The 15,685-nt window shown below is 38.0% G+C and carries 15 protein-coding genes and 1 pseudogene; 1 reads left to right on the forward strand and 15 read right to left on the reverse strand.

The annotated features are described in order from the left end of the window. Positions 1-14: 14 nt before the first annotated feature. The 12 genes and pseudogenes from SP4011_RS07390 to SP4011_RS07445 form a co-directional block, all read right to left on the reverse strand. The gene (locus SP4011_RS07390) at positions 15-1,175 is read right to left on the reverse strand and encodes a restriction endonuclease subunit S (RefSeq protein WP_338618568.1); all 1,161 of its coding nucleotides are present in this window, start codon (positions 1,173-1,175) and stop codon (positions 15-17) included. Positions 1,176-1,208: 33 nt separating this feature from the next. Continuing rightward, positions 1,209-2,174, reverse strand: a complete 966-nt coding sequence (gene xerA, locus SP4011_RS07395; RefSeq protein ID WP_000444456.1) for a site-specific tyrosine recombinase/integron integrase — start codon at positions 2,172-2,174, stop codon at positions 1,209-1,211. Positions 2,175-2,291: 117 nt separating this feature from the next. Continuing rightward, positions 2,292-2,705, reverse strand: coding sequence for a type II toxin-antitoxin system death-on-curing family toxin (locus SP4011_RS07400; protein ID WP_164225979.1), 414 nt, complete (start codon positions 2,703-2,705; stop codon positions 2,292-2,294). Continuing rightward, complete coding sequence (locus tag SP4011_RS07405; RefSeq protein ID WP_000260605.1) at positions 2,702-2,938, reverse strand: AbrB family transcriptional regulator; 237 nt, start codon at positions 2,936-2,938, stop codon at positions 2,702-2,704. Before SP4011_RS07405 ends, SP4011_RS07400 begins: the two co-directional genes overlap by 4 nt. Before the next feature lie 59 nt (positions 2,939-2,997). Beyond that, positions 2,998-4,077, reverse strand: a complete 1,080-nt coding sequence (locus SP4011_RS07410) for a restriction endonuclease subunit S (RefSeq protein WP_338618576.1) — start codon at positions 4,075-4,077, stop codon at positions 2,998-3,000. Between the two features lie 11 nt (positions 4,078-4,088). Next, positions 4,089-4,616: pseudogene (locus SP4011_RS07415) on the reverse strand (restriction endonuclease subunit S); the annotation flags it as partial. A 12-nt stretch (positions 4,617-4,628) separates the two neighbouring features. Continuing rightward, positions 4,629-6,122, reverse strand: a complete 1,494-nt coding sequence (locus tag SP4011_RS07420) for a type I restriction-modification system subunit M (protein ID WP_050079220.1) — start codon at positions 6,120-6,122, stop codon at positions 4,629-4,631. 355 nt (positions 6,123-6,477) lie between these two features. Further along, positions 6,478-7,644 (reverse strand): ATP-grasp domain-containing protein, encoded by a 1,167-nt coding sequence (locus SP4011_RS07425; RefSeq protein ID WP_338618577.1) that lies wholly within the window; start codon positions 7,642-7,644, stop codon positions 6,478-6,480. 12 nt (positions 7,645-7,656) lie between these two features. After that, on the reverse strand, positions 7,657-8,397 hold the full coding sequence (locus SP4011_RS07430; protein ID WP_338618578.1) for an esterase family protein: 741 nt from the start codon (positions 8,395-8,397) through the stop codon (positions 7,657-7,659). An 18-nt stretch (positions 8,398-8,415) separates the two neighbouring features. Continuing rightward, positions 8,416-9,240 (reverse strand): alpha/beta hydrolase, encoded by an 825-nt coding sequence (locus SP4011_RS07435; RefSeq protein ID WP_261074003.1) that lies wholly within the window; start codon positions 9,238-9,240, stop codon positions 8,416-8,418. Between the two features lie 137 nt (positions 9,241-9,377). Further along, on the reverse strand, positions 9,378-10,592 hold the full coding sequence (thiI, locus tag SP4011_RS07440) for a tRNA uracil 4-sulfurtransferase ThiI (protein WP_338618580.1): 1,215 nt from the start codon (positions 10,590-10,592) through the stop codon (positions 9,378-9,380). An 8-nt stretch (positions 10,593-10,600) separates the two neighbouring features. After that, positions 10,601-11,743 carry a cysteine desulfurase family protein gene (locus SP4011_RS07445; RefSeq protein WP_338618581.1) on the reverse strand — a complete coding sequence of 381 codons (1,143 nt, stop codon included), beginning with the start codon at positions 11,741-11,743 and terminating at the stop codon, positions 10,601-10,603. Between the two features lie 138 nt (positions 11,744-11,881). Here SP4011_RS07445 and SP4011_RS07450 point away from each other — a divergent pair, with 138 nt between their 5' ends. Next, positions 11,882-12,310: a DUF6556 family protein gene (locus tag SP4011_RS07450; protein WP_338618582.1), complete on the forward strand. Its 429-nt coding sequence runs from the start codon at positions 11,882-11,884 to the stop codon at positions 12,308-12,310. 43 nt (positions 12,311-12,353) lie between these two features. Here SP4011_RS07450 and SP4011_RS07455 read toward each other — a convergent pair whose 3' ends face one another. From SP4011_RS07455 to SP4011_RS07465, 3 genes are all read right to left on the reverse strand, one after another. Continuing rightward, positions 12,354-14,657, reverse strand: coding sequence for a DNA translocase FtsK (locus SP4011_RS07455; RefSeq protein WP_338618583.1), 2,304 nt, complete (start codon positions 14,655-14,657; stop codon positions 12,354-12,356). 138 nt (positions 14,658-14,795) lie between these two features. Continuing rightward, complete coding sequence (locus SP4011_RS07460; protein WP_338618584.1) at positions 14,796-15,275, reverse strand: hypothetical protein; 480 nt, start codon at positions 15,273-15,275, stop codon at positions 14,796-14,798. 8 nt (positions 15,276-15,283) lie between these two features. After that, positions 15,284-15,574: a hypothetical protein gene (locus SP4011_RS07465; protein ID WP_338618585.1), complete on the reverse strand. Its 291-nt coding sequence runs from the start codon at positions 15,572-15,574 to the stop codon at positions 15,284-15,286. Positions 15,575-15,685 lie beyond the last annotated feature (111 nt).

Raw genomic sequence — 15,685 nt, forward strand, 5'->3', positions numbered from 1 at the left:
AACAAATAGTTTAGCTATATTATACTAAATTTCAAGCTATTTCTCCACACTTTTATAGCTATCTCACAAGCAAATTGTGATTTGTCGACCTGGGCTACAAAGTCTGCGAACTCATTTTGGAGGGCTAGAGGGGGGAGGGGGATGGAAATATTTTTGATCATCGATAAGTTAAAATTTTTTTGACGTACGCCTCTTTGTTGATTCAATAGCATTGATCTTAAATTTTGAATTACATAATAAACATATATAGTATTCGTTATTTTATCATCTAATTTTGCAAAAGCAATAGCTTGATTGCAAGATATTACTTTAGTATTGATCGATGATTTTAATCCCGCAGTATCATACATACCCAGTAATAAACTACCTTTTTCAATTATTTTTGCAGAACTACATTCAATTGCCTTTTCTGTAATTTTTTCAAAAGAATCTTCAATGTATTTATGTTCTAGTTCTCCTGATGTAATCCAAGGAATATTTCCTCTAAAAAATTCTTCTTCATTTCTTTTAGGAGTTCCACCGCTTTTCCATATTCCAAATTCCTTCAAAGCATGTTTATCCCAACCCATTTCATTCAAAACCGGATCCCCAAACATCTCGTTAAATCGGGATTTTACAAGGTTTGAGAGTTCACTAAGCTGCTTATTTCTATTTATTATTTGATACTCTAACCTATCCAATATATCTACTATTGTATTTTGATTTTCTATAGTTTCAATATTAACTTTGGTTTTATTTAAATAGTCAGCTAACTTTAAATTAATAATTCCAGTTGTTTGATTTTGAAATTTTAACACCTTCTTTGTGTCATAAAGATACTTCATTAAATAAAATATATATTTAGAATTATATCCTGGTTTAACTCTTAAAATACTAGTAAAGTTATTTGTGAAATAATCTTGATCTGTAACATCGAAATATACAACACGTCCAACCGGTTGATTTGGACTACCTCCTGATTTTTCAATTATAATATCACCAGTTCGTAGAATTTTGTCGCTGTTTTTATCTTTATCAATTTCACGACATACAATATTATCTAGATTTAGTCTTCCAGAATTTAGAAAATTTGAGGTTCTAATTACTGCTGTCGCCTCTCCTTTGCCACTATCTTCATTACCCCATTCACCATTTATAGATTTTTCAAATATATTCTGTAAAAAAATGATTGTCATGCAACCACCTCCTCGGAATATCGGGATTTGCTTTTAAGAGATGAATTTTTGGTGTGAATGCTTGACATTATTTTGATTGACCATGGCATAGGCCAGGGTTGTGTCAATCTTGCTATGACCTAGCAGTTTTTGGACTTGTTCGATAGGCATACCTTTATCAATTGCCTTAGTCGCTAAAGTTCTTCTGAACTTATGTGGGTGAACCTTTTGTATACCGAGTTTGTCTCCTAACTTTCTTAAGCGAATCTCTACACCAGCAATTCCAAGCCTCTGGACTTTTCCAACTAACGTTACAAAAAGAGCAGGGTGACTATCTTTTCTGTCGTTAAGATAGTTTCTTAAATGAATTTTCGTCCGAGCGTCAAAATATACTGGTCTCTCCTTCTTTCCTTTACCAAAGACAACACACTCTCTGTTTTCAAAATCAATATCTGAACGATTCAACTGTACAAGCTCCCCTACACGCATACCTGTCGATGCTAGTAGGTCTATTATTGCCAAATCTCTCAAATTTTCACAGTTATCGCGCATAATTTCCAAATGTTCATCAGTATAAGTTTCCTTCACATTTTGCTCAGTCTTAATTTTCTTTATCCGTCGAATGGGATTTTTAATGATATATTCCTCTTGCTCAAGCCAAGCAAAAAAAGAAGACAATATACGCCTAATATTGTCTAAATTCGCCTTACTACAATCCTTTTCAGACTGGTAATTTGCTAAATAACTCCTTAAATCATCTGTTGTGAGTTGTGTCACAGACTCCTTAATAGCATTAAACAAGTTTTCAATCGTCCTCTGGTAATAACGAATTGTTTTTGAGCTACAGCCCTCTACCTGTTTGGCGGTGATAAAGAGTTGCAACAGGTTATTATTCGAATACTTCTGCTGCTTTTTTCCGTCTACTAGATGATGTTCTAAACTCTCTCTCAATGCTAGTAATTGTTCATTATTTAAAAGAGGTAACATTTCTTGCATGATAATTGTAACTTTTGATTCCATAATTTTTCACTTTCTTATTCATCAATAAAAAGAGACAATATCAGTTTCTGCATTACAGAATTCTAATATTGTCTGTTCATTTATTTTCTTGTGCCCATTCAAATCCAGCATACTAGGTTACTTTCTGACCTTTTCTCTAACAGAATGTTCAGAAACCCATTTGGAGTAGCTTATCATTTTTTCATCAGTTAAAGCTTCTACTGCGATGGTTACACACATTTTTACTGCTTCTTCTACCGTTACAGAAAAACGATAGCCATTTAATTGTAAAAATTTGACCAAAACGAAGAAAGAAGTTCTTTTATTAGCATTAGCAAAAACATGCTTCTTTATCAATTGGACAAATAGTATCGTTGCTTTATCAAAAATTGTTGGATAAAGAGGCTTCCCAAAGACAAATTGTTCTGGTAAGTTCACAATCATATTTAAGGCAGAAGGACTAACTGTTTGAATTTTCTCATTTGGAGAATACCGTTGAATTGCTAAAGCATTTATTTTTTCAATTTGCTTTTCTGTCAGATAGATTGTCATTTTTCCACCAAAGCTTTGAAAACATCGTCGTATTCGTCAAATATTTTATCTAAATTTAAGTCAAAGGCATCATCAGATACATAAGAAACCTGCTGCCCCAATTCTTCAGGAGTAAAGATAATCTCACCACTTGGTAACAATTTCGCTTCGTATTTAACACCACTTGGAATATTAAATTCACTTGGAATCGTAATGGTGATTGAATTTCCTTGTTTTCTTGTTTTTACTACCATCTGATTTCCTCCTTTGAAGTATTATAACAAATCATTACCGTAATTACAATGGCAGAATATCAGCCAAAATACTCCTGCATCAGAGATTTCTTCAAAGTTTCAAGTTCTTCCAGAAATTTTTGGATTGCCAATTGTGATTTGTCGACTTGGGCTACAAAGTCTGCAAACTCATTTTGGAGGGCTAGTGGGGGGAGGGGGATGGAAATATCTAATAAATCTGATTTGGTTAAACTAGGTATTGTTACAGCCTTATTTAACTTCTCAAAATTGTATAATTGACAAAAATAGAATAAATATTCTGAGTTTATTTTTTCTAAAACAGGCTCTAATCCAAATGCTGTATCTACATTCCAAAAATTTTCTCTAACTAAAATAGGTTTATTTATATTTCCTTTACGTCCAATAATAACTGAATTTTTCTTCACTATCCAATCTTTAGCATATCCCATAATTCCCCCACTTCCATAAATAGGAAATTTCCCATCAGCATCTTCAACCTGTTTTTGATTTTTACCATTTCTTATTGTTAGAATCTCGTTCCATTTGCTAACTTTCCATTCTTTTTCATTTAGAATAACATCCCCAAACATCTCGTTAAATCGGGATTTTACGAGATATTCAAACTCAATCAATTGTTCTTTTCTAGTATAAATAAGTTTATCAATTTTTTTTAGAACTTTAACTTGTTTCCTCTGTATATCATACGTTGGCAAAAAAATCTCAATATCAGATACTATACTTTTAGATATTTCCTTGAATGTTGCTCCTCGCCCCAAAATATTCAAATAATTTTTTCTTGCTTTAAAAAAATAATATAAATACTCATTATTGATTTTATTTGAGCAGATAAAATTTTTAAAACCTTGATTACAATACATCTCACATCCTGAAATTGCAACTTTACCAATCGGAGCACGAGATGATAACAAAACTGTTCCCGTAGGAAATGATTTCAAGCCCGTTTCTTCAATTCCTAACTTAGTAATTTTCCGTTGTGTGTCAAAAACGATAAAATCATCATCACTAATTTCTGCAGGAGTAATCCATTTGTATTCTCCATTCCAATAATTTGGATTACTACTCTTTGGAGTTGAACCTGTAACTATTTCACAAATTTCCCCTAATTTCACTTTCTTCATGCAACCACCTCCTCGGAATATCGGGATTTGACGAACAAGTTTAGTTCATCTAACTGCAATTTTCTTTTAGTAGTAAGCCTTTTAATCGTATTAAGAATACAAATAATGTTCTCTTGTTCTTCGATACCTAGCAATTCTAATTGTAAATCAAGTAATATATTCTTGTTTAAATGAGGAATTGTTGCACCTGTTGAATGATCTCGTAAATACTGCGATTTACTTTCCAAAAAGACTCCCAAGTAATCTGATATAATTTTTTCTTTGTATCGCTCATTCTTTTTTAAGACCGTAATTGTACTACCAACAGCTCCCGATAACCCATAGCCAACTGTTCCTGCATTAGCACCATCCCATGCTATCAGAATATCATCTGGAAGTGCTTCAGTCATATTTAAACTTTCAGTGAATTTTAAATTATTATTATTTCTTAAATCATCTATTTGAATATAACGTTGGCTTAGGGTTGTTTGTTCAGCAAGTACAGTGGCTTTCTTGCCTTTTTTTAGAGATAAGACTTCCCCCAACTTCACTTTTTGCATACAGCCACCTCCCTACTTGAGTAATTTTTCTAATTCAGCCAAGCCAGCTTGAATTTCTTTTTCTAAATCATTGATTTTCTTCAAGATGACCTCTGTTGGTTCATACTCAACTTTTTCATACTCAATCTCTTTATATTTATTGATAGACAAATCATAATCATTTTCCTTTATCTCATCAACTGGAACAAAGAAAGATTGATCCGTTCTCTGACGTTCTGCTTCTTTTTCAAGATGATGAAAGCGTTCGATAATATCTGGAATATCATTGTCGCTAATCGGTTGTCGCTTATCATCCAAACTTAAACCATCCGCTTTCATATCGTAAAACCAGACCTTGTCAGTACCACCATTGCCAGTTTTTGTAAAGATGAGAATGGCAGTTGAAACTCCAGCATAAGGCTTGAAAACACCACTAGGCATTGAGATTACAGCATCAAGCTTATGGTTCTCTACAATTTCCTGACGAATTCCTTTATGAGCTTTCGACGAACCAAAAAGGACACCATCAGGTACGATAACTGCTGCTCGTCCACCTGGTTTTAAAGTTCGCAAGAAAAGAGAAAGAAAGAGTAATTCTGTTTTTTTGGTTTTTACGGTTGCAAGAAGGTCATTAGAGGTTGAATTGTAGTCAAGTGAGCCTTTAAAAGGAGGATTTGCTAAAACCAAAGTATATTTATCGGCTTCTTCATTATCTTGAGACAGCGAGTCAAGGTAACTGATTTGTGGATTTTCTACTCCATGTAGCATCATGTTCATCGCCCCAAGTCTCAACATAGTCGTATCCGTATCATTTCCATGAAACATCTGATTATGAAAATGATTGATATTATCTGTATTGGTTTCCCATTCATCTTTCTTACGCTTTAAGTAACGGCTAGCAGATACTAAGAAGCCAGCAGAACCCATAGCGGGATCTGAGATGATATCTTTGATGGTCGGTTGCATCAACTCAACCATCATATCGATGATGTGACGAGGTGTACGGAACTGTCCATTTTTACCTGCGGTCGACAATTTTGATAACAGATATTCATAGATATCTCCGATATCAGTAATACTTTGTTTGTCATTATCAAAATCTACATCTAATCCCCTAGTTGGAAAAACATCTAAGATAGAAATTGCCTTTTGAAGCGTAGCAGGTTTATTTATTTGAAAAATAGCTTCTCGCATATATCGTGAAAAGGCTGTATCATCTGTATCCCCCTTGAGATTTTTAATAAACGGAAAAATCTCCTGAGTCATTAAACGATAAACTTCCTGAGCATCTCCTATATTTTTAAAAGTTGACCAACGGTATTCAGGTTTATCTTTTGGAAAAACTCCCTCATAAGGAATCCCTAAAAATTCAGCATCACTTTCACGTCCAAGCTCGACACTATCCAAATCTTTCATAAATAAGAGATAAGTCAACTGTTCAATATTTGTTAAAGGATTTGCATTTCCTTCTGTCCAAAGAATTTCCCACAGCTGATCGATTTTATTTTTTAATTCGCCTGTAATCATATCTTCCCTTTTCTTTAGTTTTTAAAACTTAGTAATATCATTATTTTATCAGATTTCAAACAAAGCTTCAATTAACTATATCTATGCGTCACCTGAATATTTTAATAGACTTGTTTAGTATCTTGAAAACTATATCGTATAGGTGTCGTCATGGATCCTTTTAGCTGATTTAAGGATACGAAAACACAATACTATGACTCAATTGAAATGTTAAAATTCAATTTCTGACCACCTAATCCTGCTTCAAATAGTTATCAAACAAGTTTTATGATAGCTATCTTGTTAGGATGCTCTTATTTTTTATCAGACAAAACAAAAGGATTAAGGGAGTGAATTTCCTTAATCCGATAGTCTCTTAAGCCTGACGTTGTCCGAAATCAGCAATCATCTGCTCCATTTTTTGTCGACTCGGAGTTGTCAGCATATAAAGGTAATCTCCTTGAAGTTCCGCAAAGGCTGCAGGCATGATTTTTTTAACCTTGAACTGCTGGCTATATTTGGCAAGCAAGTCCTCCTCAGAATAGACATAATGAGCATTTGCACGGCGAGAAGTAGCCAAACAATACTGAGGTTCAAAGTCTGACACTGGGAACTCTTCTCCTGCGACAATGGCTGCATATCCACGATAGAGGTCCAAGGAATGAGCAAAGTTATAAACATCAATGGTGAAACCACCTGCAGGGCGGTTATTGTACTCAATGGCGATGTAATCATCCCCTTCGCGGAAAAACTCAATATGGAAGAACCGTTCTTTCATACCAAATTCTTTGACAATGGCCTCACCATATTTACGTAATTTGGGATCCATATCCTTGAGCACATAGTAGGAATTGTCCATCTTGTAAATCATGAGATCCAGCGGTGTATAGGCGTAGTCGAAGGTCGTTGAAAAGACAATCTTACCATCCTTGTCTACGAGCCCGTCAAAGGTACAGATTTCGCTGGAAGTGACAAATTTTTCAAAGAAATAAAGGGTTGAATGGTCCCACTCTTGCTTGAAGTGATTGATATCGTCTTCTGTCTCAAATTTAAAGGTGGCGGCCGCTCCCACTCCATTGTCAGGTTTGGCAATCATAGGAAGACCGATTTCTTTCACAGCTTGATCCACATCTGCTTCAGTCTTGATAACAGCTCCAGGTACCACAGGGACACCTGCTTTTTTGAAAAGCTTCTTCATTTCAGACTTATATTTCGTCTTTTTGAGATCCTCTGGTTTGGCACCAAAAACATTGAATTGCTCACGAAGACTTGCATCTAACTCAAGCCAGTATTCATTATGGGATTCGATGCGGTCAATCGGGCCATGTTTATAGAAAAGGAAAGCAACTGCACGTTTGACTTCATCTATATTTTCAAGATTATCAACACGGAAATATTCGGTCAAGCTATTGCGCAAGAGCTCATCCAATTGCTCGTAAGGCTCTTGACCAATTCCCAAGACAGTTATGCCTTTATTGGCTAGTTCTATGGTAAACTGTTGAAAGTTTTGTGGATAGTAGGGAGAAATAACAAGGTAATTCATAGGTAACTCCTTTTATAAATAGAAATTGCCGAGGAAATAAGGCATTTGTTTGCGCCACCATTCCCAGTCGTGGGCGACATCGTGTCCCCATTCAGCAAACCAGGCTGGAATTTGTTTCTGGTCAAAGGCTTCTTTAAGCTTGTAGAAGGATGGCAAGCCATCTTGTTCCCAGGCACCGAGACCCGTACACAGCACAATCTCTGCCTGACGGTAACGATCAATAAACCAGCCGTCGTTCTGGTTCCAGATATAATCTACTGGCGAGTTTTGGTAAATAGCATCGTCATTGTAGTAATCGCCGACAAAGAAACGTGCATCGTAAACACCACTAAGAGCTATCACCTTGGTAAAGACATCTGGATGCTGAAGGAAGAAATTGACAGCATGGTAGGCGCCCATTGAGCAACCTGTCGTCATCATTCCATCAAACCAACCTGTCTTGTGCTTGATAAAAGGAATGGCCTCCTCAATCACATAACGTTCGTAGGCACGGTGCATCTCTGCTTGGTCGTGACCGTTTTTCCAAGTGGCCAACCAGCTCTCACTGTCTACACTGGATAGGGTAAAGAACTGAACACGGCCTTCCTCGATAAAAGAGGCACAGGCATCAATCATGCCAAAATCATAGTATTCGTTGTGACTCCCACCTGATGAAGCAAAGACCACAACTGGAATCCCAGCATGTCCATAACGGTTAAGGTACATTTCACGATTAAGATTGCCACTCCAGTGGCTAAGATGTTCAATATGCATATTTTCTCCTTTCTTACTTTACCAGTTTTCTGCAAAAAATCTCAGACAGTCTGGTAAATTCTCCGACCAAGGGATTTCACTATGGATGGCACCAGACTGAACTTTCAAAACAAGATTGCCCAAGTGTACTCCCCCTGCTATCAAATCATGGTAATAGCGAAGCGATGAGTCGATATAGGCTTGTTTGATATTGCCAGCCATCAAGGTCTTGTCTGTATCATCCGCTTCTTCCGTTCCCACATAGATGAAGATGCGCTGGTCAGGCGATAGTTGCTGACGCTCGATATAGCGGTTAAAGGCTTCTTGGTGGAGCCAGTTGGCAGATGAAAAGACGCCCAAGCAACCAATTTGGTCTTGGTATTCCAAACCGATAAACTGGGTAATATTCCCTCCTAATGAGGAACCAATCATGGCTGTATGCTGGCGGTCTGCTTTTGTACGATAAGTTTCATCGATAAAAGGCTTGACCACCTCCATGACAAACTCGGCATACTCCACACCCTTACCGCCAAACTGCTGCCCTGGGATAGGAGATTCTTGGAACTTCCATGCCGCATACTCATTCATCCGCCCCATACCATCATTGTCAATAGCAACGACAATCATGCGACTGATATCCGGATTTCGTTTGATGGCTGGGATAATCTTCCATGAGTGTCCAATGAAAGACTCTTTGCTATAAAAAACATTTTGCCCGTCATGAAAGTATACAACAGGATAGGAGCGGTCCGTGTCTTTCTCATAATCTTTAGGTAGAAGAACACGCACACGGCGCTCCTTACCTGTATAAGGAACCTTGAGTTTGTGTTCTTTCATTTTTAGATAAAAGTAGGATTGATTCATTGTCAGAAAACTCTCTATATTCAAAATTTTATCTCATTATATCATAAAAATAGAAAGAAAGTCAGTTTTTTACCTATTTTTTAGATAAAAAACTAACTTTCTTTCCTGAATTTCGCTATTCTTTTGGATTTTCTAAATTAGAGCAGATTATCAATCAAGTCATCGACTTCATCTTTTTCAGCTTGAGGTGTAATCTCAGTAATCATAATTCCAGCCACTGCTCGCTCAACTAAGCCTTCAACATCCATACGTGCTTCATACTGCTCTGCATTCTTAATCTTAGGATTAGTCTTTGGACGATCTGGCGCAAAAATCGTACAACAGTCTTCAAACGGTTGGATTGAAATGTCAAAGGTATCGATTTCCTGGGCGATGTCAATGATTTCCAACTTGTCCATGGTAACCACAGGACGAATGATGGGAGTGTTGGTCACAGCGTTAATAGCCTGCATGCTTTCCAAGGTCTGGCTAGCTACTTGACCAAGACTTTCCCCATTGATGATAACCAAACCATTTCGTACCTCACGAATACGATCGGTAATCCGCATCATAAAACGACGGGTCAAGGTCATGAGATAGGCTTCTGGCGCCTTGGCCTTGATTTCCTCTTGAATCTCTGTAAAAGGAACTTCGATAAATTGGATATTTCCACCAAACTTGGTTAATTTACGGGTCAAATCTTGGGCTTTTTTAAGAGCACCAGGACTGGTGTAAGGTGGACTAGCAAAGTGAACTGCCTCGATATCCACCCCACGTTTCAAAGCAAGATAACCTGCTACAGGTGAGTCAATTCCCCCTGATAACATGAGCATGCCCTTACCAGAAGTTCCCACTGGCAAGCCACCTGCCCCACGAATGGTTTCATAGGAAAGATAAGCCGCTTCCTCACGAATCTCCACCTGAAGATTGATGTCAGGATTTTTCATCTGAGCTTGTACGTTTGGAATGGCTTCGAATACAGCCCCTCCAAGCGTTTGGTTGAGTTCACGACTGTCAAGTTCAAAGTTGTGGTCGCTACGCTTGCTAGAGATTTTAAAGGTCATGCCTTCCTTGTAGATGTCCTGCATAATCTCTTGGACAGCGGACTTCAGAACTTCTACAGATTTTTCAATCTTATAAACAGGGGAAAAGTTTTGAATCCCAAAGACTTGCTTGAGTGATTCTGCTACTGCTGTATAATCTGCTCCATTGAGGTAAGCGTGGGCACGGTCGCGATCTGCCCTTACCTTAACTTGGGGATAGATAGACAAAACGTCTGAAATATTATTGCGAAGTTTATTGATGAAACGCATACGGTTTTTGCCCTTGGTTGACAGCTCACCGTAGCGAATCATAATTTCTGAATACTGCATGAATGCTCCTATCTTACTTTTCTAGTTTGATTGTAAATTAATTTTAGCTTGGTCAAAAACTGCTCGACCTGACTCATATCATTTTCAAGGTCTAGGCTAAGACGCACAGCTGACTGGGCCTTATCTTTATCCACTCCCATGGCAATCAGGGTTCCAGCTGGTTTTCCTGCCTTGGACGAACAAGCAGATGTCGTTGAGATGAAAATATCATAGTCTTCAAAGGCGTGAACAATGACCTCACCACGAACACCCTTAATTCCAAAAGTTAGGATATGAGGGGCAAAGTCTTCCTCATCTGAAAAGACAAAAATATCTGGATAGTCCAGAAGTGCTTGACGAATCACTGCCTTCATCTGCCCAGTCTTGCTAATAAAGATATCTAGCTTTTCCATAGACAAGCGGAGAGCCTTGGCTGTAGCTGCAATTCCTGCCACATTTTCAGTTGTCGAACGATAATCTCGCTCCTGACCACCACCTGTTAAAAGAGGCGTAATCTTCTTGCCATACTTGATATAGACAAAACCAACACCACGAACTCCGTGGAACTTGTGACCAGAGAAAGTCGCGAAATCCACTCGTTCTGTCAGATACTTTTCAGTTGGAATCTTAGCAAGTGCTTGAACCGCATCAACATGGAAGGAAATAGTCGGCTTATCTGCCAACAGTTCTGAAATAGCTTGAATAGGTTGAATCGAGCCAATTTCATTGTTCACAGCCATGACGGAAACGAGGGTCGTATCAGGTCTTATCAAATCTGCTAACGCTTCAACATCCACAAATCCTTTGTTATCAACTGGAGCAAAATCCACTTCAAATCCTTGACTTTTTAACCAGAGGGCTGACTCTTTGACTGCCGGATGTTCAATGGCTGATACGATGATGTGCTTGCCAAACTGGGATTTTTCAAAGGCCACACCCTTGATAACCCAGTTATCACCTTCTGTTCCACCAGATGTAAATAAGATTTCATCACTTTTCTTACCGATTAAATCTGCAATCTGTTGACGGGAAGCATCTAAAATTCGTGTTGCCTGGTCTCCCAAACGATGGAGACTAGATGGATTTCCTAAAATTTTTGAAGCCACCTGCATATAGGTTTCAAGGGCTTCAGGATAGGGCTTGGTCGTCGCCGAATTATCAAAGTAAATCATGTTTTCTCACGCTTTCTAAAATCACTCCTTCTATTGTATCATGAAACGGAGCTTGCGACAAGAAAGGGCAATTCCTCTTTTTTTAAGATTTTTTTAAAGAAATGCGGTATAATAAGTTTTAATCAAAGGAGAGAATGCATGTCTAATTATCGTAGAACTTCAAAACCAAAAACAGAACACATCAAAAAAGGCTTTACGGTCTTTCAAAAAACTGTTGCCACTATCGGTAGTATCCTTGGCTTAATTACCGCAAGTATCACGATTATGAACGCCTTGGATAATAACAAAAATACTAAAAAAGAACCTACGACAAGCCAGACGACAACCATTGTCAAAGAAATTCAAAAGGAATCCCCTCAGGAAAACACTAGTCCCAATAAGGAAACTAACACTACCCAAGAAAAAACACAACAAGAAGAAACACCAAAATCTAGCGTCAAGGAAGAGAAAAAAGAAGAGCAGAAAACAGCAACTCAGGACTCTACTACTCCTGCTCCAAGTAAAACTACCACTGAAAATGAAAAACAGTCCAATACTCCAACTTCAGAAAATAAAACTAATCAATAGTCAGTAAAATAGCTTCCCTCCAAACTTGGAAAGAAGCTATTTTTTATTGTTGCAATACTTTTCTTGGTTTGGTACCTTCAGCTGGACCAATGACACCTGCCATCTCAAGCTCTTCCATGAGACGGGTCGCACGGTTAAAACCAACTGACAAACGACGCTGAATCATGGATGCACTGGCTTTCTGGGTTTCGATTACCAAAGCCTTGGCTTCTTCAAAAAGCGGATCTCCACCAGATTCACCATCTGAAAATTCTCCATCATTTTCAGAAACCTCACCTGGATCAAAACTCTCATCGTAGTCCGCATCAGCCTGAGCCTTGATGAAGTTTACGATGCGTTCGACATCATCATCCGAGATAAAGGAGCCTTGGAGACGAACTGGATGATTTTCATCAATCGGTTTAAAGAGCATGTCTCCTCGACCAAGCAGTTTTTCTGCTCCATTTTCATCCAAAATCGTACGGGAGTCTGTCCCTGATGAAACCGCAAATGCGACACGAGATGGGACATTGGCTTTGATTAGACCAGAGATGACATCAACCGATGGACGCTGGGTTGCAAGAATCATGTGGATACCTGCAGCACGTGCCTTCTGTCCGAGACGAATGATAGCGTCTTCCACTTCCTTGCTGGCAACCATCATGAGGTCAGCCAACTCATCCACAATCACGACAATGAGCGGTAGCGGAACCTGCTTGTACTCAGACTGGGCATTGAACTCTTCTACCTTAGCATTAAAGCCTGCAATGTTCCGAACTCCCACCTTGGCAAAGAGTTCATAACGATTTTCCATCTCATCCACGACCTTTTGCAAAGCCTTGCTGGCCTTACGTGGATTGGTCACGACTGGAATCAAGAGGTGGGGAATATCATTGTAAACAGACAACTCAACCATCTTGGGATCGACCATCATAAATTTAACTTGATTGGGTCTCGCCTTCATGAGGATGCTAGCGATAATGCCGTTAACAGCTACTGACTTCCCTGAACCCGTTGAACCTGCAACTAGCAAGTGGGGCATTTTAGAAAGGTCAAAAGCTCTTGCAGTTCCATTAACAGCCTTCCCTAAAGGAATTTCCAAGAGATTTTCTGCTTTCGTTTGAGATTGTTCCCAAAGTTCTCGGAAAGATACAGTGGCAATCTCGGAGTTGGGTACTTCGATTCCAACTAAGGATTTCCCTGGGATAGGTGCTTCGATTCGGACATCCTTGGCCGCCAAGGCTAGAGCGAGGTCATCTGCTAGATTGGAAATGCGGTTGACCCGTACACCCACTGCTGGCTTGACTTCATACTTGGTCACTGATGGTCCAATTTCAGCCCGTTCAACCGTTACCTTGATACCAAAGCTGGCAAAGGTTTCTTCTAAGATTTTGATATTTTCTCTGACAATTTTCTTCTCTTTAGACTGGTCTTTTGGTTTATCTAGGGCAAAGAGTTGTAAACTTGGAAGTTTGTATTCAAGGGCTTCCTTGGCTGAAAAATCGACCTGAACATCTTCGTCATCTGAGCCATCTTCCTGCTCAGGGAATTCAAGTTCAGCTTGAGGCAGGATGATTTCTGGTTCTACCCACTCTTCTTCTGGAACAGGTGGAACATCAAGCACAACATCTTCTGTCAGAATTTCACCCGTTTCCATATCAACAGGAGGCATATCGAGTAAGGCTTTTTCAGCCTCTTCTTTTTCTAATCTAGCCTCTTCCTCAGCCTTTTGACGAGCTTTTTCTTCTTGTTTGACAAAGCGTTCCTCTTTTCGACGCTCATACCCTTCCCGCCATTTGGCAAAGCCTCTACTGAAAAATTCAGCAATATCGTAAACAGACCAAGGACTGACTAGGAGAGCACCCACTAAAATCAAGATAGAACCAATAAAGTAAGTGCCGATATTTGAAAAGAGAAAGGCGGTTGGAATATAAAGAGCGACCCCAATCAAGCCCCCTCCAGCAAAACTGGTCGTTCGAAAACCAGTCAAATCCGTCACAACCTGAGCCATGGTTCCTTTTAGAACGGACTTGTCCAAGCCATATTTCCAAACCAAGTAGGCTTCAAAAATCAAGAGCAAGCCAGCAAATATGGTGAAAAATCCTGATAAGAGCCCTTCCTGTTTTCGTATCCACTTGAAAAAGAAGAGGTAGAGCAGGATACCAAATATTGCTAGATAAGCTAGGCTACCCACCAGCAAGCGAATTAGATTGTAAAAGGTTATACCTGCAGCCCCTAATTTAAAGGCTGCGAAAATCAATAAAAGCGCGATTCCCAACGAAATCAACATTCGTTGAATCGCTTCTTTTCTTTCGAGTTCTGCTTTAGACGGTCTCCGTCTTGTTTTACTTGTATTCTTGTTTGCCATTCTTCTATTATACCATATTTCACAGGCATTTCGGGAAGAGAAAAAGACTGCACCAAACGGTACAATCTTCTTTATCATGATTATATTCAAAGTAATTGTTATTATATTTAAATAATCAAAGTCTCAAAGTTTAGATTTTTAAGATTTCACTTCGAAATTTGTATTTTTTATTTCTTGTTTTCTATCTATTTCCCTATCCGCAACTTCCCAAACACAATCGAAATGTTTTTCCATCATAGATATGAAATCTATTTCATCATTATTAGTTTTAAAAAAATCATCCTTTTTAGTAGTTTTACGTTCACCTATAAACACGAAATTGGTCTCCCAATTATATGGAGGCAGAGTAACTCTTAAAAAAGCCTTTGTCGTCTTCATATTTTTCTTTCTTTTATAAGCCAATATAAATGGCAAACGATATTGTGTTGAATAATAGCGAATTTCCATTTGTCCACTTTCTATATATTTACTATATTTTTTAGTCACATCTTCAATTTCGATACTAATATTTGTGTCAGACTTTCGCAACCCTTCTTTATCCTCAAGTTCCTCTAAATCTGATAAAAAATTGGTATATATCTGAGAACACAAAAAACGAATTTTCATTCCATTATTCATAGCATTCTCTAATACAGTTCTATTTTCCGAAAAAAATCAATACCTGATATAAAAAGTAAATCCAATCTTTTAGTATTTTTACATAACTTTTTAATCTCTCTAGTCGAATGCTTTTTCTTTGCCACTACACCTTTAAATCCATACGATTTCATTTCTTCTGCAATACGAAAATCTCTTGTAATTTTTTTCGTCACTAAGTAACCAAAACCACCGATTATTCCAGAAGCTAATAGAGCTGATAAAATTGATTCTACTATCTTCTTCCAATCCAAATCCAGAATAAATTCAATTATATTCATTTAAAACACTCTCATTATGTTTTTTCATTTCTATGAGTTTTATTTTAGAATATCATTCAAAAACTTGTTTGTCTAATTCTTTAAAAAAGACTGCACCAAACGGTCCAATCT

It is taken from the genome of Streptococcus parapneumoniae, assembly GCF_037076355.1.
GTDB lineage: Bacteria > Bacillota > Bacilli > Lactobacillales > Streptococcaceae > Streptococcus > Streptococcus parapneumoniae.